The organism is Cupriavidus sp. BIS7 (assembly GCF_000292345.1).
GTDB lineage: Bacteria > Pseudomonadota > Gammaproteobacteria > Burkholderiales > Burkholderiaceae > Cupriavidus.
On sequence record NZ_ALOU01000016.1, the window covers coordinates 48,153 to 74,147 of the forward strand.

Annotated in this window: 31 protein-coding genes and 3 tRNA genes; 19 read left to right on the forward strand and 15 right to left on the reverse strand. The window is 62.3% G+C overall.

The annotated features are described in order from the left end of the window. Positions 1–38 precede the first annotated feature (38 nt). From B552_RS28780 to B552_RS28785, 4 genes are all read left to right on the forward strand, one after another. A complete protein-coding gene (locus B552_RS28780) occupies positions 39–308 on the forward strand; it encodes a hypothetical protein (protein ID WP_157160199.1) in 270 nt (89 codons plus the stop codon). Then, positions 305–751 carry a hypothetical protein gene (locus B552_RS27250; RefSeq protein ID WP_019448054.1) on the forward strand — a complete coding sequence of 149 codons (447 nt, stop codon included), beginning with the start codon at positions 305–307 and terminating at the stop codon, positions 749–751. Before B552_RS28780 ends, B552_RS27250 begins: the two co-directional genes overlap by 4 nt. Then, positions 748–927: a hypothetical protein gene (locus B552_RS0105740; protein ID WP_019448055.1), complete on the forward strand. Its 180-nt coding sequence runs from the start codon at positions 748–750 to the stop codon at positions 925–927. Before B552_RS27250 ends, B552_RS0105740 begins: the two co-directional genes overlap by 4 nt. A 62-nt stretch (positions 928–989) precedes the next feature. Further along, positions 990–1,184, forward strand: a complete 195-nt coding sequence (locus tag B552_RS28785) for a hypothetical protein (protein WP_157160200.1) — start codon at positions 990–992, stop codon at positions 1,182–1,184. Positions 1,185–1,360: 176 nt separating this feature from the next. Here B552_RS28785 and B552_RS0105750 read toward each other — a convergent pair whose 3' ends face one another. From B552_RS0105750 to B552_RS0105765, 4 genes are all read right to left on the reverse strand, one after another. After that, on the reverse strand, positions 1,361–2,056 hold the full coding sequence (locus B552_RS0105750; protein WP_019448057.1) for an adenylate/guanylate cyclase domain-containing protein: 696 nt from the start codon (positions 2,054–2,056) through the stop codon (positions 1,361–1,363). Positions 2,057–2,064: 8 nt separating this feature from the next. Then, on the reverse strand, positions 2,065–2,580 hold the full coding sequence (locus B552_RS28790; protein ID WP_157160201.1) for a Pycsar system effector family protein: 516 nt from the start codon (positions 2,578–2,580) through the stop codon (positions 2,065–2,067). Between the two features lie 68 nt (positions 2,581–2,648). After that, positions 2,649–2,846 carry a hypothetical protein gene (locus tag B552_RS0105760; protein WP_019448059.1) on the reverse strand — a complete coding sequence of 66 codons (198 nt, stop codon included), beginning with the start codon at positions 2,844–2,846 and terminating at the stop codon, positions 2,649–2,651. A 45-nt stretch (positions 2,847–2,891) separates the two neighbouring features. After that, a tRNA-Ser gene (locus B552_RS0105765) sits at positions 2,892–2,981 on the reverse strand. A gap of 395 nt (positions 2,982–3,376) precedes the next feature. On the opposite strand from B552_RS0105765, the gene B552_RS0105770 reads away from it, so the two are divergent. Beyond that, entirely contained in the window at positions 3,377–3,895 is a 519-nt protein-coding gene (locus tag B552_RS0105770; RefSeq protein ID WP_019448060.1) for a glycine zipper 2TM domain-containing protein, read from the forward strand. A 100-nt stretch (positions 3,896–3,995) separates the two neighbouring features. Here B552_RS0105770 and hemW read toward each other — a convergent pair whose 3' ends face one another. The 5 genes from hemW to B552_RS0105795 form a co-directional block, all read right to left on the reverse strand. After that, on the reverse strand, positions 3,996–5,255 hold the full coding sequence (gene hemW, locus B552_RS0105775) for a radical SAM family heme chaperone HemW (RefSeq protein WP_019448061.1): 1,260 nt from the start codon (positions 5,253–5,255) through the stop codon (positions 3,996–3,998). Beyond that, entirely contained in the window at positions 5,252–5,866 is a 615-nt protein-coding gene (rdgB, locus tag B552_RS0105780; protein ID WP_019448062.1) for an RdgB/HAM1 family non-canonical purine NTP pyrophosphatase, read from the reverse strand. Before rdgB ends, hemW begins: the two co-directional genes overlap by 4 nt. A 20-nt stretch (positions 5,867–5,886) precedes the next feature. Next, a complete protein-coding gene (gene rph, locus B552_RS0105785) occupies positions 5,887–6,603 on the reverse strand; it encodes a ribonuclease PH (RefSeq protein WP_019448063.1) in 717 nt (238 codons plus the stop codon). A gap of 108 nt (positions 6,604–6,711) precedes the next feature. After that, on the reverse strand, positions 6,712–7,626 hold the full coding sequence (locus B552_RS0105790) for a PP2C family serine/threonine-protein phosphatase (protein ID WP_019448064.1): 915 nt from the start codon (positions 7,624–7,626) through the stop codon (positions 6,712–6,714). Positions 7,627–7,660: 34 nt separating this feature from the next. Next, complete coding sequence (locus B552_RS0105795; protein WP_019448065.1) at positions 7,661–8,725, reverse strand: serine/threonine-protein kinase; 1,065 nt, start codon at positions 8,723–8,725, stop codon at positions 7,661–7,663. Positions 8,726–8,950: 225 nt separating this feature from the next. Here B552_RS0105795 and B552_RS0105800 point away from each other — a divergent pair, with 225 nt between their 5' ends. From B552_RS0105800 to B552_RS0105815, 4 genes are all read left to right on the forward strand, one after another. After that, a complete protein-coding gene (locus B552_RS0105800) occupies positions 8,951–9,886 on the forward strand; it encodes a YicC/YloC family endoribonuclease (RefSeq protein WP_019448066.1) in 936 nt (311 codons plus the stop codon). Positions 9,887–9,890: 4 nt separating this feature from the next. Continuing rightward, positions 9,891–10,541 carry a guanylate kinase gene (gene gmk / locus B552_RS0105805; RefSeq protein ID WP_019448067.1) on the forward strand — a complete coding sequence of 217 codons (651 nt, stop codon included), beginning with the start codon at positions 9,891–9,893 and terminating at the stop codon, positions 10,539–10,541. An 84-nt stretch (positions 10,542–10,625) separates the two neighbouring features. Next, on the forward strand, positions 10,626–10,829 hold the full coding sequence (gene rpoZ / locus B552_RS0105810) for a DNA-directed RNA polymerase subunit omega (protein ID WP_006578656.1): 204 nt from the start codon (positions 10,626–10,628) through the stop codon (positions 10,827–10,829). 292 nt (positions 10,830–11,121) lie between these two features. Then, entirely contained in the window at positions 11,122–13,542 is a 2,421-nt protein-coding gene (locus B552_RS0105815; protein WP_019448068.1) for a bifunctional (p)ppGpp synthetase/guanosine-3',5'-bis(diphosphate) 3'-pyrophosphohydrolase, read from the forward strand. Here the strand turns inward: B552_RS0105815 and greB are convergent. Next, a complete protein-coding gene (gene greB / locus B552_RS0105820; RefSeq protein ID WP_019448069.1) occupies positions 13,539–14,102 on the reverse strand; it encodes a transcription elongation factor GreB in 564 nt (187 codons plus the stop codon). The two genes, B552_RS0105815 and greB, sit on opposite strands and share 4 nt — an antisense overlap. Before the next feature lie 124 nt (positions 14,103–14,226). Here greB and B552_RS0105825 point away from each other — a divergent pair. The 4 genes from B552_RS0105825 to B552_RS0105840 all read left to right on the forward strand — a co-directional run bounded on the left by B552_RS0105825 (position 14,227) and on the right by B552_RS0105840 (position 15,357). After that, positions 14,227–14,303 (forward strand) — tRNA-Arg (locus B552_RS0105825). Between the two features lie 195 nt (positions 14,304–14,498). Next, positions 14,499–14,762, forward strand: coding sequence for a hypothetical protein (locus B552_RS0105830; protein ID WP_019448070.1), 264 nt, complete (start codon positions 14,499–14,501; stop codon positions 14,760–14,762). Positions 14,763–14,933: 171 nt separating this feature from the next. Then, complete coding sequence (locus B552_RS0105835; protein WP_019448071.1) at positions 14,934–15,173, forward strand: hypothetical protein; 240 nt, start codon at positions 14,934–14,936, stop codon at positions 15,171–15,173. A gap of 107 nt (positions 15,174–15,280) precedes the next feature. After that, a tRNA-Met gene (locus B552_RS0105840) sits at positions 15,281–15,357 on the forward strand. A gap of 149 nt (positions 15,358–15,506) precedes the next feature. On the opposite strand, the gene B552_RS0105845 is transcribed toward B552_RS0105840, so the two are convergent. Both B552_RS0105845 and B552_RS0105850 read right to left on the reverse strand, forming a co-directional pair. Continuing rightward, positions 15,507–15,770: a hypothetical protein gene (locus B552_RS0105845; RefSeq protein ID WP_019448072.1), complete on the reverse strand. Its 264-nt coding sequence runs from the start codon at positions 15,768–15,770 to the stop codon at positions 15,507–15,509. 49 nt (positions 15,771–15,819) lie between these two features. Continuing rightward, positions 15,820–16,110, reverse strand: a complete 291-nt coding sequence (locus B552_RS0105850; protein ID WP_019448073.1) for a hypothetical protein — start codon at positions 16,108–16,110, stop codon at positions 15,820–15,822. Between the two features lie 247 nt (positions 16,111–16,357). Between B552_RS0105850 and B552_RS0105855 the strand changes: the two genes are divergently transcribed. From B552_RS0105855 to lpxO, 3 genes are all read left to right on the forward strand, one after another. After that, positions 16,358–17,764 carry a DUF2252 domain-containing protein gene (locus B552_RS0105855; RefSeq protein ID WP_026035371.1) on the forward strand — a complete coding sequence of 469 codons (1,407 nt, stop codon included), beginning with the start codon at positions 16,358–16,360 and terminating at the stop codon, positions 17,762–17,764. A gap of 23 nt (positions 17,765–17,787) precedes the next feature. After that, the gene (locus tag B552_RS0105860) at positions 17,788–18,099 is read left to right on the forward strand and encodes a hypothetical protein (RefSeq protein ID WP_019448075.1); all 312 of its coding nucleotides are present in this window, start codon (positions 17,788–17,790) and stop codon (positions 18,097–18,099) included. 123 nt (positions 18,100–18,222) lie between these two features. Further along, entirely contained in the window at positions 18,223–19,125 is a 903-nt protein-coding gene (lpxO, locus tag B552_RS0105865; RefSeq protein WP_019448076.1) for a lipid A hydroxylase LpxO, read from the forward strand. A 58-nt stretch (positions 19,126–19,183) separates the two neighbouring features. Here the strand turns inward: lpxO and B552_RS0105870 are convergent, their stop codons facing one another. Both B552_RS0105870 and B552_RS0105875 read right to left on the reverse strand, forming a co-directional pair. Beyond that, entirely contained in the window at positions 19,184–20,656 is a 1,473-nt protein-coding gene (locus B552_RS0105870; protein ID WP_019448077.1) for a GGDEF domain-containing protein, read from the reverse strand. Between the two features lie 139 nt (positions 20,657–20,795). After that, on the reverse strand, positions 20,796–22,250 hold the full coding sequence (locus B552_RS0105875; protein ID WP_085958763.1) for a PLP-dependent aminotransferase family protein: 1,455 nt from the start codon (positions 22,248–22,250) through the stop codon (positions 20,796–20,798). A 190-nt stretch (positions 22,251–22,440) separates the two neighbouring features. On the opposite strand from B552_RS0105875, the gene B552_RS0105880 reads away from it, so the two are divergent. From B552_RS0105880 to B552_RS0105890, 3 genes are read left to right on the forward strand one after another with little or no spacing between them, the layout of a single operon-like run. Further along, positions 22,441–22,833 (forward strand): hypothetical protein, encoded by a 393-nt coding sequence (locus tag B552_RS0105880; RefSeq protein ID WP_019448079.1) that lies wholly within the window; start codon positions 22,441–22,443, stop codon positions 22,831–22,833. Beyond that, complete coding sequence (locus B552_RS0105885; RefSeq protein ID WP_019448080.1) at positions 22,817–24,439, forward strand: NAD(P)/FAD-dependent oxidoreductase; 1,623 nt, start codon at positions 22,817–22,819, stop codon at positions 24,437–24,439. The genes B552_RS0105880 and B552_RS0105885 overlap by 17 nt, the downstream gene beginning before the upstream one ends. A gap of 8 nt (positions 24,440–24,447) precedes the next feature. Then, positions 24,448–25,011 (forward strand): DUF1415 domain-containing protein, encoded by a 564-nt coding sequence (locus tag B552_RS0105890; protein WP_019448081.1) that lies wholly within the window; start codon positions 24,448–24,450, stop codon positions 25,009–25,011. 36 nt (positions 25,012–25,047) lie between these two features. Here the strand turns inward: B552_RS0105890 and B552_RS0105895 are convergent, their stop codons facing one another. Continuing rightward, positions 25,048–25,878, reverse strand: a complete 831-nt coding sequence (locus B552_RS0105895) for an SAM-dependent methyltransferase (protein WP_019448082.1) — start codon at positions 25,876–25,878, stop codon at positions 25,048–25,050. Between the last annotated feature and the right edge of the window lie 117 nt (positions 25,879–25,995).

Here is a 25,995-nt window from a genome sequence, read left to right on the forward strand (position 1 = left end):
CGCGGGTCGCGCATCGGACGCTTCGACCACACCAGGCGGTGGCCAGCGCCGCCCACTGGCGAGCCCACCGTCGAACCAAACCCGTACACGGCGCCAGCCCACAAAAATCAAGGCAGTGGGTCAGCTTCTCGTCCGACGCGCAGGCACCTCTTGCGCATCTGGTGGAGCAGGTATTACAGGCGATTGCTGGCGGCCACGTTGCACCGGACATGGGCAAGCAGATCATCGAATCTATCTCGGCGCTCGCTGGCGTTCGCCAGATCGATGAATTGGAACAACGCCTACAAGCTCTGGAGGGAAAGCAATGAACCGCTTCGTTTCGTTTGACAGCGCCGAGTACAGGCGCATGCAACGCGATCGACGTATCCACGACATGCCGAGCGTACCCGGTGCGGTGGCCGTGCATCTGGTGTTCAATGCACGCGGCTATGAGCTGAGCCACGGTTCACTGAAGAAGAGTATGGCCGAGGCGCGCAAACTCGCGCACAGGCTCATCGAAGAGTACGACGGGACGGACAGCAACCCCGGGCTCGCGCCGCATGCGACTTTGAGCCCGATCACGGCGCAGCAAGCTCGCGTGGCCAGCAATGACGGTGGCACCTTTGATGTGGAGCAGTTCGAGGCCACCCGCGAGTTCATCGTCCAAGCCTGCTATCGGGAGATCCGCGACTGCGATGACCCTGAGGTGCGCATGCAGGCTGCACATCTACTTCAGTGCATTGGGTACATTCCACCAAGGAGAATGCAATGACACGAACTGGCAATGGTCACAAGGCGGAGCCGACGGACGAGCGCGGACTTACCGAGAGGGATCGTGTACGCCTCGTCAACTTGTTCTTCGAGCAAATGGAGGCGCGCAAGGAGCAACAGGCGCATGACCTCGCTCTGTTGCAGGTGATCGGCGGCTCCCTGCTGAAGAATCGATAATGCGTGGGCGAGTCAGTCTGACCACACTGCGGCGACTTGAGCGAATCGAACAAGCCCGCAGTGTGAACCGTCCTCGTGGAGAGTGGCCCGAGATGATGAGCGTCGATGAATGGGAGGTTAAGGCGCTGGAGTATTACGAAGAGCGTAGCCGCCTGGAAGACTTGCCAGCCTCCCCACCTCCCGCCGCGAACCACAACGATGTGACGCACCGGTACAAGCCGCACGTCTTCATGCACGGCACCGAGGTCAGGCGATAGCGTAGGAACTGAACTGCGGGACGTCAGCGCGTTGTCCCTCCAACAGGGCGCTGATGCAGTCGAGCCATAGGAAACCGTCGCTCGCTAATCAAAACGGACCCAGCAGCAGGGCAGTCCATGTGCTGCCTGATGCCGCCTTCAGCGGGTGCCGCATGGCACCCGTTGTCGTCAGTGGCTCAGACGTTGTACATCCAAGTGGAGCAATAAATCTCCATGTCATTCATAGATGTCCATGAACGCTTGTCCCACATGTCGCGGCCGTCGGCGGAGAACTTAACGTCCTTGTGCATTGAGTCGTAGACCGCTTTTGTAATCCACAGCGGCTTTTCCGATAGATTCGTCAGTTTGGCAGCGTAGTTGGCTGCGCGCCCAATCCATACTAGGTCGTTATATCCACGCACCCCGATTCGAGCCGTTCGGAGTTGACTCGTGTCCACGCCGACAACGTGGTTCAGCGTGAAGCTTGTGTTTTGATACTGTGCCGCGAGGGCGGGGCGAATGATCTTAACCACAGCGTGGTTAATCTTCATCGCGGCGCGCACTGCGTTGGTATTCTTCGCATCTCCGGTGAACACGGCCATGATGCGGTCTCCGTCGTAGGCGGTCACGACACCCCCTTCCGCCGCAATAATCCGTGCTGCGCAACGTAGATACGTCTTGTAGACTTCAGCGCAAAACTCCCATTTGAACTTGTCTACCATGTTGGTGGAGCCGTCGAGATCCGCATAGAGCACTGTTGCGGCTTCAAGGTCTTTCGCATGGTTTGAGAGACGTAGATCTTCTGGGTCAGGCACGCCAGTTGTGGTCTGAACCGTCCACAGTTCCTTGAATATCTGCTTTACTTCCGATTCCAGATCTTCTTTGAGCGCCATATTTCCCCCTAGAGTTTCACCAGCAGCCCGATTGCGGCTATCGACGGGATCACTGCGAAGAACGACCACCTCATGCTTTTCCGCACCCAGCCATACTTAGCGCAAGCAATCTCTGCGTTTCGATGAATCTGACTTGCCCAGTCGGCAAGCAATTGCTCGTCTGAAACGCTGCTAAGGGCCTTCTGGTAGTAGTCGGATTTTAGGGTGGCTACTTGCCCGAAAAAGAGAAGAGAATTCTGTGGGCCGTTAGTTCTTGGTAATACAGCCATGGCTGCACAGACCAATCCGACGACAGTTGCTCCGGCGGCGACCAGAGTAAACAAATACGTCCATGCAATCCGAGCGCAAGGGTCAGAAGTACCAAATGCTGCGGCCAAGCCTCCCAGCATGGCGGTATCGAGAGCTACAATTACCCCGACTTTGACCTCTGCTGCCGCTATCCACGCAAGGTGACGTTCTAGGACCCATTGTGCCGTTGCTAGGCGCGCATGCGTGTCCACGCTTCCATTGGCGTTATTGCTCATCCGATTCCCCGTACAAAGCAAAAGCCCGACACCTTCTCTGATGTCGGGCTTCCTATCGGCTTAATCTGCTATTTCTTGTCAGGTGCAGGCGTGCGGTGCTTCTGGACAATTGCGCGAATTTCCGCATCCAGCTTCCCCTGGTCCCGCCTGAGCTTGGCTTCTGCCGTTCTCAGTGCTTCTGCGCCTTTAGGGTCGAACCGTCCATTGACATAGTTCGCAGAGTTCTCTTCGGGGAAGTCCTCGAAGTATTCCGACCACTCGCCCATACCTGACTCCTTGTTCTTTGTGTGAGGCGTTAGGGAACTGGAAAATGGCGGTGGGTCAGGGATTCGAACCCTGGAAGGGGTTACCCCCTTGCTAGTTTTCAAGACTAGTGCCTTCAACCGCTCGGCCAACCCACCGTACTCTGATGCGCTAGGAATCCGCTAAACACTGCCTGTGACAAGCGCCGCGCGGAGCCTACTAACCCATTGTTTTTGCTGCCCTTTCTGCTGCTCTGCTGGCATCAAGGCCGCAAGCGTTCAAGACTGCTGCCTTAAACCACTCGGCCACGCTTCCGTATCGGGAAGGGTCCGGGCATTGTAGCGCGCATGGCCAACATGCCCGGCCGCGCATTATACAGGGATGAGCGGCCGGGCAGGTATCATGCGGGCACGCAAACTTTGCGATGCTGTCGCGCCGGTGTCTGTGGGCGCAGCGGAACCTTGTCGGACTCGCGCACCTCTGAGGGAGGACGCGCATGCGGTCTGCACCGCATGTTCGCTTTTCGTACAGGCGATTTGAGGAGAATTCTTTGATGCAAGATCAACGCAAACCATGGCTGGCCCTTGGTACCGCTGGCGCGCTGGTGTTGGCGGCCGGACTGGCCGGTTGCGCGCAGCCGGGCTATGGCGGTTACGGCAACTACAGCACTGCCCCGGCCCCGGCCGCTTACCAGCAGCCAGGCACCAAGACCTATCAGGCGCCGTCCGGTTCGGTATTCGTCGGCCACGTGGAGTCGATCGAACCGATCCAGACCTCGCAGGGCAGTTCCGGGATTCTGGGCACGGTGATTGGCGGCGCGGCCGGTGGCCTGCTGGGCCATCAGATTGGTGGCGGATCGGGCCAGACCGTGGCGACGATTGTCGGCGCCGTGGGTGGTGCCGTGGCGGGCAACCAGATCGAGAAGCGTGTTGGCACCAATAACAGCACCGCCTATCGCGTCAATGTGCGTCTGGACGACGGACGTATGGCGACGGTGACGCAAAGCAATCTCGGCAACCTGCGCGTGGGCGATCGCGCCCGGGTGGCCAACGATATGGCGGCGCCGTATTAATTGGTTTGCAGCCGAATCAAAAAAAGCGCCACACGCAATGTGGCGCTTTTTTTGTGGCTCCCCTCTCCCCATGGGAGAGGGGTTGGGGGAGCAAACACACTCAGTCCTTCAGGAACATCTCCTGCAGGTCATTGAGGAAGCGCCTTCCGAGTTCCGTCGGCTTGATCATCGTCGGGTCCGCCTCAAGCAGTCCCTTTTTCTCGGCTGCCGCAAGCTGTTTGCCGATCGTGTGCAACGGCAGCCCCGTGTAATCGTAGAAGCTTGATGCCGGCACGCCATCGGTCAGGCGCAGTGCATTGAGCATGAACTCGAACGGAAGTTCGTCGGCGCCGACTTCCCGGGCTTCCTGCACCGCGTTGCCGGCCATGGCCTGCTCCATGTAGGTGGCCGGATGCTTGTGGCGCATCTGGCGCAGGATGCGGTTCGGGAACGACAGCTTGCCGTGTGCACCGGCGCCAATGCCGAGATAGTCGCCAAAGCGCCAGTAGTTGAGGTTGTGGCGCGCTTCGCGATGCGGCCTGGCGTAGGCCGAGGTCTCGTAGTGCCGGTAGCCAGCCTGCGCAGTGCGGGCCTCGATGATGTCCTGCATCTCGTAGGCCAGGTCTTCGTCCGGCAGCGCGGGCGGGTACTTCGCAAACAGCGTGTTCGGCTCCAGCGTCAAGTGATAGAGCGACAGGTGCGTGGTGCCATATGACAACGCGGCTTCCAGGTCGTGCACGCATTCGTCCACGGTCTGTCCGGGCAACGCGTACATCAGGTCCAGGTTGACGTTGTCGAAGTGCGTCAGTGCGATGTCGATGGCTGCGCGTGCCTCGCGCTCGCCATGGATCCGGCCGAGTGCCTGCAGGTGCCGGTCGTTGAAGCTCTGGATGCCGATCGATAGCCGGTTGATACCGCTGGCGCGATAGCTGGCGAAGCGCTCGGCCTCGAACGTGCCGGGGTTGGCTTCCATCGTGATCTCGGCGTCGGCATCGAGCGGCAGCAGTGCGCGGATATCCGACAGCAGCCGGTCCATGCCGTCCGCGGAGAGCAGGCTCGGCGTGCCGCCCCCGATGAACACCGTATGCACGGGGCGTCCCCAGACCAGCGGCAATGATTGCTCAAGATCCGCGCGCAGTGCATCGAGATAGGCATCCTCGGGAATCTCGTGGCTATCCGCCTTGCCGGGCGCCGCGTGCGAATTGAAGTCGCAGTATGGGCACTTGCGCACGCACCATGGGATATGGACGTAGAGCGACAGCGGCGGCGAGCCGGGCAGGGCGATCTGGCCCGGCTTGAGCCAGAGCTTCTGGTTATCGGCAGGGGATACCTGCACGGATGCGGCCGGCGCACCGCTGCCGGCAGGGACGATCGGAATCATATGCAGCCCTTGGCGCCAAAGGTCTGCAGTCGAGCTACCAGCCCCTGCAGTGCCAGCGCACGGTGGCTGATCGTGTTCTTCTCATCCGCGCTAAGTTCGGCAGCGGTCCTGCCGAGTTGCGGCAGGAGGAAATGCGGGTCATAGCCGAAGCCGCCGTTGCCGCGCGGGGCATCGACTACCTCGCCGGCCCAGACCCCTTCGGCGATGATCGGGCGCGGATCGTCAGGGTGGCGGACCATTACGAGCACGCAGTAATAGTGCGCGTGGCGGTTCAGCTTGCCGGCCAGCTGCGAGATCAGGTGCGCGTTGTTGGCTGCATCGGACTTCGGCTTGCCGACGGTCTGGGCATAGCGCGCCGAGTACACGCCCGGCGCGCCGTCGAGCGCGTCGACACAGATACCGGAGTCGTCAGCCAGCGCCGCCATGCCCGACAGGCGGCTGGCGTGGCGGGCCTTGGTCAGCGCATTCTCGACGAACGTGGCGTATGGCTCTTCGGCTTCGGGGATGCCAAGGTCGCCCTGCGTCACGATATCGAAGCCGAGCGGCGCCAACAGCGCGGTGAATTCGCGTAGCTTTCCGGTGTTGTTGGAGGCCAGGACCAAACGTTGCATCAGCGTGTTCCTTCTTGCGCTTACAGCCCGAGCGCCTGCTTCTGGTGGCGCACGAGGTCGGCGATGCCGGCTTCGGCCAGGCGCGTCATGGCGTCGAGATCGGTGCGGCTGAAGGGGGCGCCCTCGGCCGTGCCTTGGACTTCCACAAAGCCGCCGCTGCCGGTCATCACCACGTTCATATCGGTGTCGCAGTTGCTGTCTTCGGCGTAGTCGAGGTCGAGCACCGGTACGCCGTCGACCATGCCGACGGAAACCGCGGCGACGAAGTCGCGGATCGGGCTCGTGGCGATCAGGCCGTCACGCAGCATCTTGGAGATGGCGTCATGCGCCGCCACAAAGGCCCCGGTGATGGCGGCCGTGCGCGTCCCGCCGTCGGCCTGCAGCACGTCGCAATCGAGATGGATCGTATATTCGCCGAGCGCGGACAGGTCGAACACCGAACGCATGGCGCGGCCAATCAGGCGCTGGATTTCCTGCGTGCGGCCAGTCTGCTTGCCGCGTGCGGCTTCGCGGTCCGAACGGGTATGCGTGGCGCGCGGCAGCATGCCGTATTCGGCTGTGACCCAGCCTTCACCACTGCCTTTCTTGTGCGGCGGCACCTTGGCCAGCACGCTGGCTGTGCACAGCACCTTGGTATCGCCAAAGGCACTCAGCACCGAGCCTTCGGCGTGACGGGTGTAGTGGCGGGTCAGGGTGATGGGTCGCAGCGCATCGGCCGCGCGTCCGCTGGGTCGCATTGGAATCTTTCGTTGGAATCGGGTGAGACCGCGATTCTAACGCCGGCAGGCAATGCGTGCCTGCCGGATCCCGGCCAAGAGGCCGTAAAGGCGCGTTTTGCCGGGGGCTCAGCGCATCAGGTTGCTGGTCTTGTCGATGGCCGCGCGGATCTCCGCAATCGAGCGCTCGATCTCTTCCTCGGACAGCAGGTCGGTCTCGTTGCCCGTGCGCTCAAGGATCGACGTGGTGAATGCGTTCAGCGGCAGGGTGTCGGTCAGCACCGCATCGTCATTCTGCACATTGGCGTCGGCTTCCCACATCATCGCGATGGCTGTGGTGTTGTCGGCACCTTCGCCGGCATTGCCGAGCGCCTGCTCGATCAGGTCGGGTATCGCATGCACCACCGACAGGTGGGTGACCTTGTCGACGATGATGCCTTCCTCCAGGCTGCCCCAGAGACCGTCAGAGCACAGCAGCGCCACGTCGCCGGGCTCCAGGCGGACCGGGCCTCCGATATCGATCAGCGGCAGGTTCGGCGAACCAAGGCAGTTGTAGAGCTTGTTGCGTTCCGGGTGGTTGGCCACATCCATCGGCAGCACGCGTTCCTGCTGCAGCAGGTTCTCGATCTTCGAGTGGTCGCGCGTGCGGGTAAGCAGTGCGCCTTTACGCATCAGGTAGAAGCGGGAGTCACCCGCGTGCGCCCAGTGGATCTGGCCATGCTGGATCAGGCAGCAAACCACCGTGGTACGCGGGATATCGGCCAGCTTGTTGGCTTCCGCGTAGCGATGGATCTCGCGATGCGCGAGCATGATCGTATCCTGCAGGAAGTCTGCCGGATTTCGGATGGCGGGGCGGGCCTGAGCCTGGAACTGGCGCGCCAGTGTCTGCAGGGCCTGCTGCGCGGCAACTTCGCCGAACGCGTGGCCGCCCAGGCCGTCGGCCAGCACCATCAGCAGGGCGTCGCGCGTGAAGCAGTAGCCCATGCGGTCCTGGTTGATGCGGCGGCCGCCTTTCCGGCTTTCCTGATAGACGGAGAATCGCATGTTGGCTTAGCGGAATCTTGTTATGTGTGGTGGCTCAGTCGCCGCTGCTGCCTGCTTCGGCGGCCGGGAGGGACCTCTCCTCGCGGCGGCGCAGCAGGGTCATGAAGCGGCTCGTGGCATTCATGCGTTCGGTCACCGGCCCGGCCGGGTTTGCCGCGGCGGCGGCCGCGGCAGACTGCTCGCCAAGCGCGTTGGATTGGTCGCGCAGTTCCTTCTGTAGCCGGAATACGCTTTGCGGCCGTTCGGATGGCGTCAGGCGCAGGCACCATTCGACCAGGTCGACCAGGCCGTTCGTGTAGGTGGCGCGCAGCCGCCCGAACGACTCGGTCATGCGGTCTTCCTTCTCGCGCTGGTTGGCTTCCTGCGGCGGCATGCCGGCCATGCAGGCGTAGAGCGTGGCGCCCAGGCTGTAGATGTCGGTCCAGGGGCCGAGATCCGAGTGCTTGCCGTAAAGCTCGGGCGCCGCGAAGCCAGGTGTGTACATCGGCTGGAACCGGGCCGCTTCCATGGTCAGGATCTGCCTGGCTGCACCGAAATCGAGCAGGATCGGCGATTCATCCTCGCGCAGGTAGATGTTTCCCGGCTTGATGTCCAGATGGAGCAGCTTGTGAATATGCACTTCGCGCAGACCGCTCATCAGGTCATGGAAGACCTTGCGGATGAACCGTTCGCGCAGCACCTTCGGCTTGCCCTGTTGCCGGGCCTGCAGGATATGCTCCTGCAACGTCTTGCCCAGCTCGTAGTTCATGACCATGTAGACCGTGGAGTTCTCGCGGAAGAAATTCACCACGCGAACCACGCTCGGGTGCGAAATGCGTGCGAGCGACCGGCCCTCTTCGAAGAAGTATTTCAGGCCTAGCCGGAAAGAGGCCGCGCTTTCGTCGGGGACGACCGGGATCAGCTCGCCGGGGCTGCGCCGGGCCAGCGACGAAGGCAGGTATTCCTTGATGGCCACCGGGGCGCCGGTTTCGTCCGTTGCGAGGTAGACGAAACTGAACCCCCCACTGGCCAACTTCTTTACAATACGGTAGTTGGCCAGCAGCGTACCGATCGGCAGCGGCGCGCTCTTGGATTGGTTTGCGCCCTTGGACTCTGTCATAGGATTCGGGACCTCATTTGCTCCCGGATTCTCCGGGCTAATCGGTCACTTGTAAAGAAATCATTAGCGGGGACTGTTGCCAAATATCCGCGCTTTTCCGCCGCTGTTTTCAGTTGATTTTTTGGGCGATCCAGTGGCCCCCGGCCAAGCCCGGGCGCAGGTCGCCACGCCGTGCCAATTTTGCCGTTTTCCGTTTTTTTGATTCTTTCGCGAGACTTATCGACGATGATCCACAGCATGACAGGCTATGGCCTGGCCACCGGCCAGGCACCGCTGACCAACGCCCAGGGCGAACCTAGCGGCCGCACCGCATCGGTTTCGGTGGAATTCCGCACTGTCAACTCGCGTTTCCTTGACCTTCTGTTCCGCGCGCCCGAAGAGTGCCGTGCCTTCGAGCCGTCCCTGCGTGAAATGCTGATGGGCGAGCTGTCACGCGGCAAGCTGGAGTGCCGTATCAACCTGCAGCGCACCGACACCGGTGGCGCCACCCTGGCATTGAACCAGACGCTGCTCGACCAGCTCCGCGCGCTGGAATCCACCGTCGCCGGCACGTTCGCCAGCGCCGGCACGATGCGCATGGGCGAGATCCTGCGCTGGCCGGGTGTGCTGGTGGAGCCGGAGCTGTCGCAGGAAGCGTTGCGCGAAGCCGTAATGGGCGCCGCGCGCGAGGCACTGAACCAGCTCCTGGAAGCCCGCCGCCGCGAGGGCGCCGCGCTCAAGGCCACGCTGGAGGAGCGGATCGACGCCATGCTGGCCATCGTCGAACGCCTGACGCCGCTGGTTCCGCAACTGATCGCCCATCACCAGGAAAAACTGACCGAGCGCCTGCAGGAAGCGTTCAACCTGGCCGCGCCGAACGGCATGCCGTCAATGAGCCGCGATGAGATCGCCGAGCGTATCCGCCAGGAAGCCACGGTCTATGGCATCCGCATCGACATCGCCGAAGAGCTCTCGCGCCTGCAGGCGCACCTCAACGAAACCCGGCATATCCTGAAGAAGGGCGGCCAGGTTGGCAAGCGGCTGGACTTCATGATGCAGGAGCTCAACCGCGAAGCGAACACGCTCGGCTCGAAGGCCGCCGCGAAGGAACTCGCCGATGCGTCGATGGAGCTGAAGCTCCTGATCGAGCAGATGCGCGAACAGATTCAAAACCTCGAATAAGATCATGAGCGAAACGACCCACACCGCCATCGATACCGCCTACCCTGGCAACCTGTTCATGGTGGTGGCACCGTCCGGGGCCGGCAAGTCCACGCTGGTCAATGCGCTGTTGGCGCAGGACCAGGCAATCCGCCTGTCGATCTCGCACACCACGCGCCGCCCGCGCCCCGGTGAGCAGAACGGCCGCGAGTACCATTTCATCTCCGTGGAGGAATTCCGCGCCGCGCGTGACCGGGGTGACTTCCTGGAATGGGCCGAAGTGCACGGTAATTACTACGCCACGTCGCGTGTCTGGATCGAGGAACAGATGGCCCAGGGCACCGACGTGCTGCTGGAAATCGACTGGCAGGGTGCGCAACAGGTGCACAAGCGCTTCTCGAACGCCGTGGAGATCTTCATCCTGCCGCCGTCGCTGACGGCCCTGGAGGAGCGCCTCAAGAAACGCGGCCAGGACGAGCCGAACGTGATCGTGCGTCGCCTGCTGGCCGCCGGTAGCGAGATGTCGCACGCATCCGAGTCGGATTACGTGATCATCAACGAGGTGTTCGATGACGCGCTGAGGCAGTTGCAGAACGTCGTCCACGCGACCCGTCTGCGTTTTTCGTCGCAAAAGGCGCGGCACACCGAGCTGTTTATCGAGCTCGGAATACACTGAAGAAATCGCGCGGCCGGAGGGTTCCGGCCGCGTGCTGTAAAATACCGGCCTGTCGAACAGGTTTCATCCCAAGGTGGATTTGATATGGCGCGTATTACCGTCGAAGATTGTCTGAAACACATTCCGAACCGCTTCGAGCTCGCCCTCGCCGCGACGTACCGTGCACGCCAGCTCGTGCAGGGCCATACGCCCAAGGTCGAGGCCAAGGACAAGCCCACCGTGGTGGCGCTGCGCGAGATCGCATCGGGTCAGGTCGGCATCGAGATGCTGAAGAAGGTACCGACCTGATTGACGGGACGGCCTGTGATTCATCCTTGCTTCGCGTACATGCGCTTCCAGCCGCGCGTTCAGCGGAATTACAGGGGCCGTCCCCATGCCTTCATCGCCTTCCGATCCTGCTGTCGTTCCGCCCGCCGACCCGGCGTCGCGGACGTCGCATGTCGGGCAGGCGACAGGTGGGCAGCCCGCCCTGGCCACGACAGTGGCCCCCGGGGCACCGCTGCCCGTCTCCTCTGCACTACCCCCCTCACCGTCGTCGTTAGCCGGATCAATCGGGCGTAAGCGTCCAGGACAATCCACTGTGACTGCCCGAACCGGTGCTCCCAATCTGCCCGATCCGCTCGGCGACAACGTCGTCGGGGAGCGTGCCGTCGTGCCGCCGATCCAGCAGGGCAAGGCGCGCGCCGCACTGGCCAACGATCTGGTGGCCGAGCCGGTAGTCGGCACGGTGCCGGCGGGGCCCGGCGGCGACCTGTTCATCGATGCCGTGCTGGCGCAGTCCTACCGGCACTTCTTTGGACCGACCTCGCAACCGGCGGTGCCTCCGCGCCAGCAGGTCGTCTCCATCACACGGCTGATGGAGACGCTCGCGTACCTGAAGCCTGCCGACCAGGCGCTGGTTCGCGAAGCCTTCCAGTTCTCGGATGAGGCCCACCTGGGCCAGTACCGCCAGAGCGGCGAGCCGTACATCACGCATCCGGTGGCGGTGGCCGAACTGTGCGCGGACTGGAAGCTTGATGTGCAGTCCATCATGGCGGCCTTGCTGCACGACGTGATGGAAGATCAGGGCATCACGAAAAGCGAACTGGCCGAGAAATTCGGTCCAAAGGTCGCCGAACTGGTCGATGGCCTGACCAAGTTGGACAAGCTCGAATTCCAGAGCCGCGAGCAGGCGCAGGCGGAGAGCTTCCGCAAGATGCTGCTGGCGATGGCGCGTGATGTGCGCGTGATTCTGGTCAAGCTGGCCGATCGCACGCACAACATGCGTACGCTCGATTTCGTGCCGCCCGAGAAGCGGCGCCGGATCGCGCTGGAAACGATGGAGATCTACGCGCCGATCGCGCACCGGCTGGGTCTCAATACGATCTATCGCGAACTGCAGGAATTGTCGTTCAAGGTCGGATCGCCATTCCGCTACGCGACGCTTGAAAAGGCCGTGAAGGCCGCGCGTGGCAACCGGCGCGAAGTGGTCAAGCGCATTCTGGAGGCCGCGCAGTCCGCGCTGGCCGAGGCCGGCATCGTGGCGGAACTGTCGGGGCGCGAGAAAACGCTCTACAGCATCTATCGCAAGATGCACGACAAGCAGTTGTCGTTCTCGCAGGTGCTAGATGTCTACGGTTTCCGCGTGGTCGTGGAAACGCAGATGCACTGCTACATGGCGATGGGCGCGCTGCACAGCCTGTACAAGCCGATGCCCGGCAAGTTCAAGGACTACATCGCAATTCCGAAGATCAACGGCTACCAGTCGCTGCATACGACGCTGGTGGGCCCATTCGGCACGCCGGTGGAGTTCCAGATCCGCACGCGCGGCATGCATCAGATCGCCGAAGCCGGCGTGGCGGCGCACTGGATGTACAAGCATCAGGCCGATCACGCCAACGATATCCAGCAGCAGGCGCACCAGTGGCTGCAGTCGCTCCTGGATATCCAGAGCCAGACCGGCGATTCGCAGGAATTCCTCGAACACGTCAAGATCGACCTGTTCCCGGATGCGGTCTACGTATTCACGCCGAAGGGTCATATCCGCGCGCTGCCGCGTGGGGCGACTGCACTCGATTTTGCCTACGCCGTGCACAGCGACCTGGGCAACCAGTGCGTGGCAGTGAAGATCAACAACGAGCTGCTGCCATTGCGCACCGAGCTCAAGAGTGGCGACATCGTCGAAGTTGTGACCGCGCCGTATTCGAAGCCGAATCCGTCGTGGCTGGCTTTCGTGCGCACGGGCAAGGCGCGTGCCGCGATTCGTCACTACCTCAAGACGACCAAGCTGGACGAAGCCATACAGCTTGGCGAGCGCCTGCTGGAGCAGTCCGCGCGGCAGCTCGGTATCGAACTCAAGGCCGTGCCGCAATCCGTTTGGGATCGCATGATCCAGTGGACCGGCAACAAGCTCAAGGAAGATATCTTCGCCGACCTGGCGCTGGGGCGTCGTGTGCCGGCCGTGGTGGCTCGCCGCATGGAGATCCTGCTGCAGGAGCTTTCAGGCGATGTCGACAGCGCGCTGCTGGCGGCAGTGCAGACCTTTGCCGGCGAAGAAGCGCCGGCCGTGCCGATTACCGGCGACGAAGGTATGTCGATGATCTTTTCGGCATGCTGTCGTCCGATTCCGGGCGACTCGATCGTCGGCTATCTCGGCAAGGGCGAGGGGCTGCAGATTCACGTGCAGGACTGCAAGGTCGCCAAGCGCCTGCACAGCAAGGACCCCGAACACTGGATCGAGGTGATGTGGGCCAAGAAGACGACGCGCGCGTTCGACGTGTCGATCAAGGTCATGGTCCGCAACGTGAAGGGCATCGTTGCCCGCGTGGCCGCGGATCTGACGGCAGCCGATGCCAACGTGGCGCACGTGGCGATGGAGCCGCAGCAGGGTGGCCATCAGGAGGCCACCTACATGCAGTTCGTCATCCAGGTTCAGAATCGTCTGCACCTGGCAAACGTCATGCGCGCGTTGCGGCGCAACCCCGACATCATCCGTATCTTCCGCGACCGAAACGACGGCTAAGCGGCTTTCTGCGGGTAGCGGACTTCCAGAATATCGATCTGTTCGATGCCGGCCGGCGTGCGCAGCGCCACGGTGTCGCCTTCGCGCGCCTTGATCAGGGCCTTGGCGATCGGTGAAATCCAGCTCACGTGGTTGCTATCGAGATCGACCTCATCCATGCCGACGATCGTGATCGTGGTTTCTTCGCCATCCTGGTTGACGTAGGTAACCGTGGCGCCGAAGAAGATCTGGTCGTTGTCGCCCTGCAGGGAAGGGTCGACAACTTCGGCCTTGTCCAGTCGGCGAGTCAGGAAGCGGATGCGGCGGTCGATCTCGCGCAGCCGCTTCTTGCCGTAGAGATAATCGCCGTTTTCGGAACGGTCACCGTTCGATGCGGCCCATGACACGATCTGCACGACGTCAGGACGGTCCACATCGATCAGTTGCATCAGTTCGTCGCGCAGCCGCTTGTAACCGGCAGCGGTGATGTAGTTCTTGGTGCCGGCAGGCAAAGGCGTGGCGCCTTCGGGAAGATCGTCGTCGTCATCATTCGGCGACTCTTTGACAAAAGCCTTGTTCATGGTCCGGATCACTTCATCGGGCTCTCATTATAGGAAGTTGTGCCCGCCGAGCCCTTCACATGAAAAAAATGCACGAAGGGGGTTCACAAAACTGAAAACTTCTATATAATCTCATTTCTCGGTTGCGGCTGTAGCTCAGTTGGATAGAGTACTTGGCTACGAACCAAGGGGTCGTGGGTTCGAATCCTGCCAGCCGCGCCAACCTATACGAGAAAAGGGCTTCCGGAAACGGAAGCCCTTTTTGCATTGCGCGTTCTGCGCAGTCCGTGCGCTTTCTCGCGCGTGTTTTCCCATCTTGTGCGTATTCTGTCTGTGGAGGTGTGGCGTCAGGCCGGAACGCATCGGCGGTCGCCTGGCTCCAATCACTATCGTCGATGCCCTCAACGGAGGCGACAAATGCAGCAGGAAGACTGGCGGGTGGAAGGCTATCGTGGCCTGGATGCATATGTCCAGGTGACGGCAGACGCCGATGCTGGTGGTGTTCGGCGCTGGGGATACGAAGCGCGCATCGGGCAGGAAGGTATGGACCCATCCGATGCGGGCGATACGGAAATCCTCTTGAGCGGTGAGCAGTACTTCGCGACACGTCACGCGGCGGAAGTGGCTGCATTCAGCGCGGCATACGCGCTGATCGACAGGCTGATCGGGCCGATACGCTAACACCGCGGCACGTGATGGCCATTGCGATATGCGCAACGGCTTATGTCGCGTCGAGACTCACATCATTGGTCATGACTTGACCGGGGTCATTTTTGCTTTGGGACATCGCTCCTAATCTGAATGCAGGGCGCGCCAGCAAGTGCGTGCCAGCAGCAGAAAAAGGAGTTCGTCATGCCCGAGTACGAAGGGCTCAAGATCATCTATGAGGTTGTCGCTATGCCGAAGGGCAAATGGGCCATCCTGATCGAAATCCTCCGGCGGGAGGATGGGGAGATCCTGATGCCGCGCCACAATCCATTTCCACGCCATCCGTTCGACACCAGGCTCGAGGCGCTGGACAACGTAAGGCGCTATCTTGCCGATACGATCGAGCAACTTGACCCGCCATCGCGCACGAACCGCATAGCGTAGGCGCGTCCTGAGGTCATGTGGCTGCAAGCTTCTGCGCAAATTCTCGTTGATGGTGCACAAAATGCTTGCCACGTACGCATGATTGCGGCATAATCTCTTTTCTCAGACGCGGGGTGGAGCAGTCTGGCAGCTCGTCGGGCTCATAACCCGAAGGTCGCAGGTTCAAATCCTGCCCCCGCAACCAAGACCTTTTGTCTTGGGTATCAATACCCTCCAGTTGTTCAAGGCCGTCCGGCCAATATTTCCAGTTCAAACAAAGCAGAACGCGTGACAGCGTAGCGCTTTCGTGCGCCTTGTCGTCACGCGTGTTTTTGCGTCCAAAAGGACACGGGGTCAGGGCTTGCTCAGCAGCGCCGCGGCCATTGCGAATGTGTCGCGCACTTGCGGCTGGTCCTCGCGATCGGCCGCGTCGATGCGTTCCTTCAGCCGGGCTGCCAGCACGTCACGATTGCCGCCGGCGCACTGACGCTTCGCCTCGTGCATGAGCTGCGTGAGTTCCTGGGTCACGTCAGCGCCATCGAATGCGCTGACGGATAGCGCAGAGATACGTTCCAGGAAGTTGTTGATCAGCGCTTCGTCATGTTGCGGTTCGCGCATGACTGCTCCTTTTCGAACGATCGAGAAACGCCTGGATGGCGGACGGGGGCTACCTATCCCGCAGCGGGTGCGGCGGCATTGTGGTGCGCCGGCGCGCGGGTTTGAGCGCTCGGTTCGGCCACAGCACGTAGTTGGTATGCGGATCCATCGGCTTGCCGAAGTAGGACACCCACACCTGCACGCCTTGTTCGGTTTCGGCAACGATGGCGGCGACCGCGCGGGCCGCGGCGGACGGGGATTTGAGCAGGTCCGCGAGCGCTTCCACGCCCTGGACCACATGATGCTTTACCCCCTTGAACCACACGTATTGACGCATGGCTGCAAGAAAACGCTTGGTCATGAAATCTGCTCTTCTCGTTGGCAATGCGGAACTCAGACCACAGCTTACACGGATAGTTGTGACAATTTTGTAGGGCCGCGTCTGATTTTGCCGAGCGGGTCGAAATGATGTGACGTTTGGGCACTTTTCGCGACGAGGCGCCGTGCGCGGCACCAAATTGACAAGGCGGGCCCATTCGCTTAGCGTGGTTGCATATGCTGCACAAATCGGAAGTGTCTTACGAAACGGACATGGAGGCTGTGTGGAAATCCAGGCTGACGTGGAGGAGCGCCGCACGCGCGGCAAGGTTCTGCGGCAAAAGGTGCAGCGCCGCGATCATGAAACGGTCGGTAATGTCGACCGTGACCCGATTGCGTTGCTTGAGGAAAGCAGTGCAGGCCGCGTTTCGCGCCTGATTCCGCTGCGCTACGGGCGAATGATCGCTTCGCCGTTCACGTTCTATCGGGGTAGTGCCATCATCCAGGCGCACGACCTGGCAGGCACGCCGAACTCCTCGCTTGCCATGCAGATCTGCGGGGACTGTCACCTGATGAATTTTGGCGGCTTCGCCACGCCCGAGCGCGCGCTTCTGTTCGACGTCAATGACTTCGACGAAACCAGCCCCGGGCCGTGGGAATGGGATCTGAAGCGCCTGGCGGCGAGTTTCGTAGTGGCTGCGCGTCATCTCCGGCATGGCAAGGCCGCGGCCGACAGCATGGTCTACGACGTCGTCAACAGCTACCGCGACCGCATGGCCGAGTATGCCGAGATGGGCATCCTCGACACCTGGTACGACCGCATTACCTTTGACCGCCTGCTCGAATCGGCGATCGACCCCGAGGTTCAGAAGCGCATCCGGCGCGCCATGGAGCGCGCGGCGGGGCGTACCCACGAATCGTTGTTGCCCAAGCTCACCGAACGACAAGGCGACCGCTGGCGCATTCTTGATGCGCCGCCCGCGGTGTTCCATGTTCGTGGTGCCCAGACCCTGTTTGAATCCGACGACGACTGGCTCAACGTTGATGACCCCGAAAGGGTGGTCGACGATTGTTTTGGCGACTACAAGTCCACGCTTGCACCGGACCGCCGCCAACTGCTCGACCATTTCGCGCTGCAGGACGTCGCGTTCAAGGTAGTGGGGGTTGGCAGCGTCGGCACGCGCTGCCTGATCCAGTTGATGATCGACGGTCACGGAAAGCCGCTGTTTCTGCAGATCAAGGAGGCCTCGAAGTCTGTTGTGGCGCGCTATTTCAAGTCGGCGACCGTCTCGCACGAGGGCCGGCGTGTGGTGGATGGGCAGCGTCTGATGCAGGCCGCCAGCGATCTGTTCCTTGGCTGGTCGAAAGGGCCGTTTGGGCGGCATTTCTACATCCGCCAGTTGCGCGACATGAAGTTTTCGGCCGACATCGAACTGATGGATGCCGGCCTGCTGGCCAACTATGGCCGGGTTTGCGGCTGGGTGCTGGCGCGCGCCCACGCCAAGGCAGGCGGGCTGGCTGCGGAGATCAGCGGTTATCTCGGCGCCAGCGACCGTATGGCCGAATCGATGATCGTCTACTCGAATGCCTACGCCGATCAGGTGGAGCGCGACTACGACCTTTTCGTGAAGGCATGCCGATCGGGGCGCCTTGAAGCCCGTACCGACACCGACATGGCCGCGGATTTCTTCGTATAAAGATCTTTCTCAGGAGGTTGCCGATGACCGAAGCGATGCTGCTGCAGTTGATGGTCGAGGTGGAGAAGGCGGATCCCATCGACTATGCAAACCTGCCGTTCGACGACGAGGCGCTGCGGGCGATGGCTTGCAAGCTGATTGCCGAACGATCCACCGAACTCGAAACCTCCGGCTTGTCGCACGAAGCGTTGCTGGCGACGCTGTGGGCGTCCACCGCGAAGCTCGTGCTCGAGAACATCGTGCTCAACGCGCGGCTGCTTACCCTGCAGGGCAAGCCAGACGACGCGCGCGTGCTGATCGACCGGATCTCCCGACAGTCGCGCGGCAAGTCCTGAGCTCCCGATGGAAAGTGCGCGAGGCGCCCTGTGAATCACGTGGGTGCGTCAGGGACGGCGATTGGCTAAAATAGCCCGTTTTCCGCCCGGCACTCGGGCGGCGTCTGTCCTGGAGGATTTCGGGTGATCAAGTGGATTATCGTCGCGGCCTACCTCGGTGCCATCCTGTATGTGCACTTCCGCGGCAAGGTACGTCTGCCTTTCATGCGCCAGTTGCTGGACCACTCCGCACTGGTCGCGCCGGTCAACTGTTTCATGTACATGTTCTCGGGGGTGCCACGCACGCCTTACATTCCGGTCGACCGTTTTCCGGATCTTGAGAAGATTCGCGCCGCGTGGCCGCAGATTCGTGACGAGGGCCTGGCCCTGGTCGCGATGCGCAAGATCAAGGCGGCCGAGAAGAACGACGACGCAGGTTTCAATTCGTTCTTCAAGTACGGATGGAAGCGTTTCTACCTGAAGTGGTACGAAGCCCAGCATCCGTCGGCCGAGGCCCTGTGCCCGAACACCGTGGCGCTGCTGCGCGGCATGCCGTCGGTCAAGGCGGCGATGTTTGCCGAGCTGCCGCCCGGTGGCAAGCTCAACCCGCACCGCGACCCGTTCGCTGGTTCGCTGCGCTATCACCTGGGGCTGTCCACGCCGAACGACGACCGCTGCTTCATCGAAGTCGATGGCGAGCGGCATAGCTGGCGTGACGGGCAGGGCGTGGTGTTCGACGAGACCTACCTGCACTGGGCCGAGAACAAGAGCGAGACGGATCGCCTGATCCTGTTCTGCGATATCGAGCGCCCGATGCGTTATCGCTGGGCCGCGGCGGTCAACCACTGGATGGGCCGCAAGGTGATGACCGCTGCGAGTTCGCCCAACGAGGAAACCGACCAGACCGGCACGATCAACAAGCTGTTCCGTTTTGTCTGGCTGGGCGGCCAGTATCGCCGCCGCTTCAAGTCGTGGAACAAGAACGTGTACTACGTGACCAAGTTCGGGCTGATCATCGGCGGCATCGCGCTGATCGTGTTCCTGTGATTCCCGTTACACCCAGCAGCAAGAAAGCCGGCATTGCCGGCTTTTTTGCTGCCCGATCCTACAACGCGCCGCGCTCGTTGCCCAACGCTTCATAGTAGGCGCGCTTGGCCTCGTACATCCGGCCATCCGCGATCTTCACGGTGTCGGTCAGCCGTTCCCCCTGGGCGCATGTTGCCGCACCAATCGAAAACGACAGCCGCGCGCCGGGATAGAACTGGTTGTTGAGCACGACGACTTCCTCGATCTGCTCGACCACTGTGGCGGCGCCGCGCTCGTCGCGACCAGGCAGCAGTATCATGAATTCGTCGCCACCGGTTCGCGCGATACAGGCCTGCTCGCTCACGGCCTTCTTCAGCACTTCGCCGGTCCGGCGCAGCAAGGCATCGCCGTCGCTGTGACCGAACTGGTCGTTGACCACCTTCAGGCCGTTCAGGTCGACCGCGATCACGCTGATGGGCCACGGCCCCTTGCGGCCCAGGCGCGCCAGTTCGTCCTCGTAGTAGGCGCGGTTGTAGAGCTTGGTCAGCACGTCATGCTTGCCCAGGAACTCGACATAAGCCTCGGCCTTCTTGCGCGCGGTGATGTCGGTCAGCGAAACCAGCACCTGGTCCCACTCGGCTTCCCGGCCCGGAAAGACGGACCATTGCATGAACACGTCCACCGAGCGGCCATCGAGCGCATAGTTGATGACCTCGCGCTGCTGCCAGAGTTTTTCGTGCCAGAGGTCGATCAGCTGTTCGGCGAAGTGGATGCGCATGTCGTCGCGAAAGACGTCTCCAAGCCTGGACAGCAGGATCTCCTTGCTCGAGGCGCCAAACATCGTCAGCGTCTGCTGATTGACGTCGAGCACGCGGATCTCCTGCATGCAGCGCGAGACAAAATCGGGATGCACGTTCAGGAACGTGCGGAAATCCGTGATGCCAGCCGCGCGCACTTCGTCGAGCAGCATCTTGACCGCGCTGAAGTCCTCTACCCATAGCGATACCGGCGAATGCTCGAACAGGCCCACGGCGTACTGCCGGGCGCTGCGCAGGTCGCGTTCGGTGCGCACACGCGCGGTGATGTCCTCGATCGACAGCAGTACGCGTGACCAGTCGTGTTCGTGACCGGGCATCACGCTGGCTTCCAGCCGGATGTCGAGCCGCTCACCATCGAGCGTGTAGTTGACGGTCTGGCTCGAGAAGTGCATGCCGCCGTCCCACAATTGCCCCAGTTCCTCGACGTGCTGGTCGAACATGTCATCGCGGAACACGCTGCCAAGGTTGGCGACAAGCTCCGCCAGGTCCGCTGCGCGGAACAGATCCAGGGTGCGGCGGTTGACCTCCAGTACGCGGATCAGCGATGAACAGCGCGCAACTTCCGCGGGATTGGCACGCAGGTAGCGGCGCAGATCGCTTACGCCATCAGCGCGCAATTGCTCGAAGGCCTGCCGTACCGCGCTGAAGTCCTCGAGCCACAGGGAGACCGGCGCAAGCTGAAACAGCGATGGATAGTCATTGTCGAGCCGCGAGGCGGCGGGTACGTGCACCAAGTCTTTCTCCCCTGTTTTTCATCATGGTCCGCGAATCGCGCACTAGCATAGGCGAGCCGGCACCCATCGGGGGGAAAACTTGCTGTGGCGATATTCGAATCGGCATCCGCGCCACGCTCGGGTGCCCAGGTTCTCGGGCTCAGGCAGCCAGGCGCCGGACGATGCTTGCCACGGAGTCCAGCGCTCGCTCGATTTCCGGAGATCGCGGCATGCCGCAATTCAGGCGCAGGTAATGGTTGAAACGATTCGAGTTCGAGAACATGGCGCCCGGCATCACGCGGATGCCTTCGGCCAGCGCCTGTTCGAAAACCGTCTCCGACGAGATGGCCTGCGGCATCTCCACCCAGAGGTGCAGGCCGCCGCGCGGCAGCGTCAGGCGGGTTCCGGACGGGAACGTTGCCGCGACCTTCTGCGCCATCCATTCACGCTGGGTCCGCAATTGGGTGCGCAGGCGCCGCAGATGGCGCTCGAACGCCCCGGTGCCCATGTATTCGGCCACGGCAATCTGTGTCAGCATTTCGTTGGGGCGTGACAGGCCGAACTTGAGCATTTCCACGCGCGCCTGCCACTTGCCGGCGGTGATCCAGCCAAGCCGCATCCCAGGCGCCAGGATCTTGTGGAGCGATGCGCAGTGAATCACGGTGCCGGAGGTATCCCAGGCCTTGGCAGCGGTCAGCGGAACGTCATCGTCAATGGTGGCAGAGCAGCAATCGTCCTCGATCAGCGCAAGGCCGCGCGCGGTGCACCACGCCACCAGGCGCTGCTTGTGGGCATCGGGCATGACGCAGCCAAGCGGGTTTTGCAGATTCGGCACCACGCAGACGGCCTTGATGTTGTCGTAGGTCTGCGCTGCAAGTTCCAGCGCCTCAAGTGACATGCCTGTCTGCGGGCTGCACGGAATCTCGAGCGCGCGCATGCCAAGGCTTTCCAGGATCTGCAGCAGCCCGTAATACGTTGGCGATTCGACGGCAATGACATCGCCAGGCCCGGCCACCGCGCGCAATGCCAGCGTCAAGGCTTCCGTGCAGCCGTGCGTGACCACGATGTCCTCGGGCGCGACGTTGATCCTTGCGCGCAGTGCGTGCCGAGCCAGCGCCGCGCGAAACGCCGGGTGACCATCAAAGTCCACGGAACTGCCGAATAGGGCTGGATAGCGGCGCAACGCGCGTGTGGCGGCATTGCGCAACGCGGCGGTCGGGTACAACTCGGGCGCCCCGCAGGCACCCCCGAAATTGATCCGGTGATGCTGGCCACGCGCCAGGATCGCGGAAATGCGCTGGTGAATGCCAACGTACTGCGCAGGATCGGGCAGTCCGGGCGCCGGTTCCTCGATCGGCGCCAGCGTCGATCGAGAGGCGGCACGCACAAAGTAGCCCGAACGAGGCCGGGCTTCCAGCAGGCCCGCGGCCTCGAGTTCGCGGCAGGCCTGAAGTGCCGTGGACAGGCTCACGCCGTGCAATCCCATCAGCCCACGTACTGACGGCATGCGGTCGCCGGGCGCCAGCGTGCCCATCGAGATTGCCTGCCGATAGTGGCCGGCAAGCTGCTGGTACAGCGGCAAATCGGAGGAAGGGGGCAATACAGCAGCAGTCATGGCGGCGGTCATGGCGGCATCATCGCGTGATGGCAATGTGTGGAACAGATACAGATGTGGCGTATCTGTATCGTAACAGGGCCGGTATCTCGCATCTGTTCTGGTTCCGGTCCCAAAGGCTTGTGCCTGTTGGCAAGTCAGGCGGGCCGATAGGCTGGTGACATGTTTTTCCGACCGAGGAGCCCATGCCATGTCGCCCACAGAATCCGTCGAGCCCATCTCCAGAACCATCCAGATGGTTGCCGGTCAGTGCTTCAATATTCACTTGATTGCCGGCTCGGTCGTGCATGTCGAGCATGGCCGCATCGCCGTGACTGCTGCGCCACGCTGGCTGGCGGGCGGCGTCAGCCAGGCCGCACACGCATTGTGTGCCGGGGGCGTACTTGTGATCGATGCCGCCGGCTGGACGTGCCTGTCGGCGCAAGGCCAGGCGCAATTCAGAATCATCGAGCCCGCACAGCGCCCGGCATGGTGGCGGCTGATAAAATTGCGCCTTGGCCGTTCTGGCTCCCTGCTGGGTAACTCCCGGCCACCAGACACCAAGGCCGCAGAACCATCGGTACCCCATGCTACGTCTCAGTGAAGTCAAACTCCCGCTCGACCATTCCGAAAGCGACCTGGAAGCTGCCGTGCGCAGCCATCTTGCGCAGATCGGTGTCAAGGGCGACGGGCTCATCGGTTTTACCGTCTTTCGTCGCGCGCACGATGCACGCAAGCGCGACGATATCAAGCTGACCTACATCATCGACATCGAGGTCAAGGACGAAGACGCCGCCGTGAAGCGGATGGCGCGCAAGCCGAACTGGAGCGTGACGCCGGACATGACCTACCACTTCGTGGCCCGCGCGCCCGAAGGCGGGCCGAAGTCGCGCCCGGTGGTGATTGGCCTGGGCCCGTGCGGCCTGCTGGCCGGCCTGATCCTGGCGCAGATGGGGTTTCGCCCGATCATCCTCGAACGCGGCAAGGAAGTGCGCGAGCGGACCAAGGACACGTTCGGCCTCTGGCGCAAGAGCGTGCTGAATCCAGAGTCGAACGTGCAGTTTGGCGAAGGCGGCGCAGGCACGTTCTCGGACGGCAAACTCTACAGCCAGATCAAGGACCCGAAGCACTATGGCCGCAAGGTGCTCAACGAGTTCGTGAGGGCCGGGGCGCCCGAGGATATCCTGTACAAGGCGCGTCCGCACATCGGCACGTTCCGGCTGGTAAGCATGGTCGAGAAGATGCGCGCCGAGATGCTGTCGCTGGGCGCCGAGATCCGCTTCGAGACCCGCGTGGACGATATCGACATCGACAATGGCCAGGTGCGCGGCCTGAAGCTGTCCACCGGCGACTACCTGCCATGCGATCACGTGATCCTGGCCGTAGGCCACAGCGCGCGAGACACGTTCGAGATGCTCCACGACCGCGGCGTGTTCATGGAAGCCAAGCCGTTCTCGCTGGGCTTCCGCATCGAGCATCCTCAGGGGCTGATCAATCGCAGCCGTTTCGGCAAGTACGCCGGCAACAAGCTGCTGGGCGCGGCCGACTACAAGGTTGTGCACCATGCCAGCAACGGTCGCGCCGTGTACAGCTTCTGCATGTGCCCGGGCGGCACCGTGGTGGCTGCGGCATCCGAGCCGGGTCGTCTGGTGACCAACGGCATGAGCCAGTATTACCGGGCGGAGCGCAATGCCAACGCCGGTATCGTCGTGGGCATCACACCCGAGCAGGACTTCCCGGGCGGCCCGCTGGCAGGCATTGCATTCCAGCGCAAATGGGAAGAGCGCGCGTTCGCGCTGGGCGGTAGCGACTACCGTGCGCCAGGGCAACTGGTTGGTGACTTCATCGCTGGCCGTGCGTCGACGGCACTCGGATCGGTGGAGCCATCGTACAAGCCCGGCGTGACGCCGACCGACCTGAGCACGTCCTTGCCTGACTACGTTATCGATGCGATTCGCGAAGCGCTGCCCGAGATCGACAAGAAGATTGCCGGGTTTGCGATGCACGACGCGGTGCTGACCGGCGTGGAGACGCGTACGTCTTCGCCGCTGCGCATCCGGCGCAACAACGACGACTGCCAGAGCATCAATGTGAAGGGCCTCTATCCGGCTGGCGAAGGCGCGGGATATGCCGGCGGCATCTACTCGGCAGCGATCGACGGCATTGAAGTGGCCGAGGCGGTGGCGCTGCACATTGCGAACGGCGAGTGAGTACGAGCATGGCCACCCCGAACGACAACGATCGCATCATCGAGGACGTGCGCCACTGGCTGGCGCGCGCGGTGATCGGCCTGAACCTGTGCCCGTTCGCCAAGAGCGTGTACGTGAAGGACCAGGTCCGCTACGTGATCAGTGGCGCAACGCGTGACGAGGATGTGCTGGACGACCTGGAGCGCGAACTGCGCCTGCTGGAAGAGGCCGATCCGGAGAAGGTCGACACGACGCTGCTGATCGTGCCCCATGCGCTCGGCGATTTCCTGGCCTACAACGATTTCCTCTATTTCGCCGATCGCCTGCTGCGCACCATGAAGCTCGAAGGCACGTTGCAGATCGCGAGTTTCCACCCGCAGTACCAGTTCGAAGGTACCGGGCCGGACGACATCGAGAACTACACGAACCGCGCGCCGTATCCGATCCTGCATCTGCTGCGCGAGGACAGCATCGCGCGGGCCGCCGAGGCATTCCCCGACGCGGAAGACATCTACGAGCGCAACATGGAAACCGTGCGCAAGCTCGGCCACGCCGGCTGGCTCAAGTGGATGGCCGGAAAAAGCGACCTCTGACGCGACCTCTGACGCGGCCCCTGACCGGGGAGCCGGTCAGGGTGTGATGAAGAAGCGCTCGCCCAGTTCTTCAAGGCCGACCGATTCGAGCACCTGCTGCAGCCGCTCGGCGGGCCGGCGGCGCGGAAGGTCCTTGAACTGGGCGATGATCAGCTCGTTCTTCATTGAGTGCTCCCAGCCCACCAGCTCCGTCACGCTGACCTGATAGCCATGCGCTTCGAGTTGCAGGCAGCGCAGCACGTTGGTGAGCTGGCTGCCGAACTCGCGCGTGTGCAGCGGGTGGCGCCAGATCTCGGTCAGGGGATTGCCTGCCAGCAGCTTTCCCTTGTGCTTGCGCAGCACGCTGGCCACCTCGGCCTGACAGCAGGGCACCAGCACGATATGCCGCGCCTGCTTGGCCAGCGCGAAGCGGATGGCGTCATCGGTGGCGGTATTGCACGCGTGCAGCGCCGTGACGACGTCAATCGCCTGGGGCAGGGCAGACGATGTGATCGAATCGGCCACTGACAGGTTCAGGAACGACATTCCGCCGAAGCCGAGCCGGCTGGCCAGTGCCTGCGAACTGGTGACCAGTTCCTCGCGCGTCTCGATGCCGTAGATGTGCGAACTGTCCTTCAGGTCTTTGAAGAACAGGTCATAGAGGATGAAGCCGAGGTACGACTTGCCCGCGCCGTGGTCGACCAGCGAGACCGCGCCTTTGTCGTCCTTCACCTCGCGCAGCAGCGGCTCGATGAACTGGAACAGGTGATAGACCTGCTTGAGCTTGCGGCGGCTGTCCTGGTTCATCTTGCCGTCACGCGTCAGGATATGGAGTTCCTTGAGCAGTTCAACGGACTGGCCGGGACGGACTTCGTAGGTGCTTGACATCAGGGGGCCTGCGGCGGGGGACTTCAAAGGCCGATAGTTTACCGAAATTGCGCGGCCCCCACTTTTGTGGGCTCAAGTTCACTCTGCAAATGCCGTTGAGCAAGCATCGACGACAAG

What these genes read in the sequence shown, in the direction of transcription:
- B552_RS27250 (WP_019448054.1), top strand. Translation starts at nt 305, where the DNA reads ATGAACCGCTTCGTTTCGTTTGACAGCGCCGAGTACAGGCGCATGCAA.
- B552_RS0105740 (WP_019448055.1), top strand. Translation starts at nt 748, where the DNA reads ATGACACGAACTGGCAATGGTCACAAGGCGGAGCCGACGGACGAGCGC.
- B552_RS0105750 (WP_019448057.1), bottom strand. Translation starts at nt 2,056, where the DNA reads ATGGCGCTCAAAGAAGATCTGGAATCGGAAGTAAAGCAGATATTCAAG.
- B552_RS28790 (WP_157160201.1), bottom strand. Translation starts at nt 2,580, where the DNA reads ATGAGCAATAACGCCAATGGAAGCGTGGACACGCATGCGCGCCTAGCA.
- B552_RS0105760 (WP_019448059.1), bottom strand. Translation starts at nt 2,846, where the DNA reads ATGGGCGAGTGGTCGGAATACTTCGAGGACTTCCCCGAAGAGAACTCT.
- B552_RS0105770 (WP_019448060.1), top strand. Translation starts at nt 3,377, where the DNA reads ATGCAAGATCAACGCAAACCATGGCTGGCCCTTGGTACCGCTGGCGCG.
- hemW (WP_019448061.1), bottom strand. Translation starts at nt 5,255, where the DNA reads ATGATTCCGATCGTCCCTGCCGGCAGCGGTGCGCCGGCCGCATCCGTG.
- rdgB (WP_019448062.1), bottom strand. Translation starts at nt 5,866, where the DNA reads ATGCAACGTTTGGTCCTGGCCTCCAACAACACCGGAAAGCTACGCGAA.
- rph (WP_019448063.1), bottom strand. Translation starts at nt 6,603, where the DNA reads ATGCGACCCAGCGGACGCGCGGCCGATGCGCTGCGACCCATCACCCTG.
- B552_RS0105790 (WP_019448064.1), bottom strand. Translation starts at nt 7,626, where the DNA reads ATGCGATTCTCCGTCTATCAGGAAAGCCGGAAAGGCGGCCGCCGCATC.
- B552_RS0105795 (WP_019448065.1), bottom strand. Translation starts at nt 8,725, where the DNA reads ATGACAGAGTCCAAGGGCGCAAACCAATCCAAGAGCGCGCCGCTGCCG.
- B552_RS0105800 (WP_019448066.1), top strand. Translation starts at nt 8,951, where the DNA reads ATGATCCACAGCATGACAGGCTATGGCCTGGCCACCGGCCAGGCACCG.
- gmk (WP_019448067.1), top strand. Translation starts at nt 9,891, where the DNA reads ATGAGCGAAACGACCCACACCGCCATCGATACCGCCTACCCTGGCAAC.
- rpoZ (WP_006578656.1), top strand. Translation starts at nt 10,626, where the DNA reads ATGGCGCGTATTACCGTCGAAGATTGTCTGAAACACATTCCGAACCGC.
- greB (WP_019448069.1), bottom strand. Translation starts at nt 14,102, where the DNA reads ATGAACAAGGCTTTTGTCAAAGAGTCGCCGAATGATGACGACGACGAT.
- B552_RS0105830 (WP_019448070.1), top strand. Translation starts at nt 14,499, where the DNA reads ATGCAGCAGGAAGACTGGCGGGTGGAAGGCTATCGTGGCCTGGATGCA.
- B552_RS0105835 (WP_019448071.1), top strand. Translation starts at nt 14,934, where the DNA reads ATGCCCGAGTACGAAGGGCTCAAGATCATCTATGAGGTTGTCGCTATG.
- B552_RS0105845 (WP_019448072.1), bottom strand. Translation starts at nt 15,770, where the DNA reads ATGCGCGAACCGCAACATGACGAAGCGCTGATCAACAACTTCCTGGAA.
- B552_RS0105850 (WP_019448073.1), bottom strand. Translation starts at nt 16,110, where the DNA reads ATGACCAAGCGTTTTCTTGCAGCCATGCGTCAATACGTGTGGTTCAAG.
- B552_RS0105860 (WP_019448075.1), top strand. Translation starts at nt 17,788, where the DNA reads ATGACCGAAGCGATGCTGCTGCAGTTGATGGTCGAGGTGGAGAAGGCG.
- B552_RS0105875 (WP_085958763.1), bottom strand. Translation starts at nt 22,250, where the DNA reads ATGACTGCTGCTGTATTGCCCCCTTCCTCCGATTTGCCGCTGTACCAG.
- B552_RS0105880 (WP_019448079.1), top strand. Translation starts at nt 22,441, where the DNA reads ATGTCGCCCACAGAATCCGTCGAGCCCATCTCCAGAACCATCCAGATG.
- B552_RS0105885 (WP_019448080.1), top strand. Translation starts at nt 22,817, where the DNA reads ATGCTACGTCTCAGTGAAGTCAAACTCCCGCTCGACCATTCCGAAAGC.
- B552_RS0105890 (WP_019448081.1), top strand. Translation starts at nt 24,448, where the DNA reads ATGGCCACCCCGAACGACAACGATCGCATCATCGAGGACGTGCGCCAC.
- B552_RS0105895 (WP_019448082.1), bottom strand. Translation starts at nt 25,878, where the DNA reads ATGTCAAGCACCTACGAAGTCCGTCCCGGCCAGTCCGTTGAACTGCTC.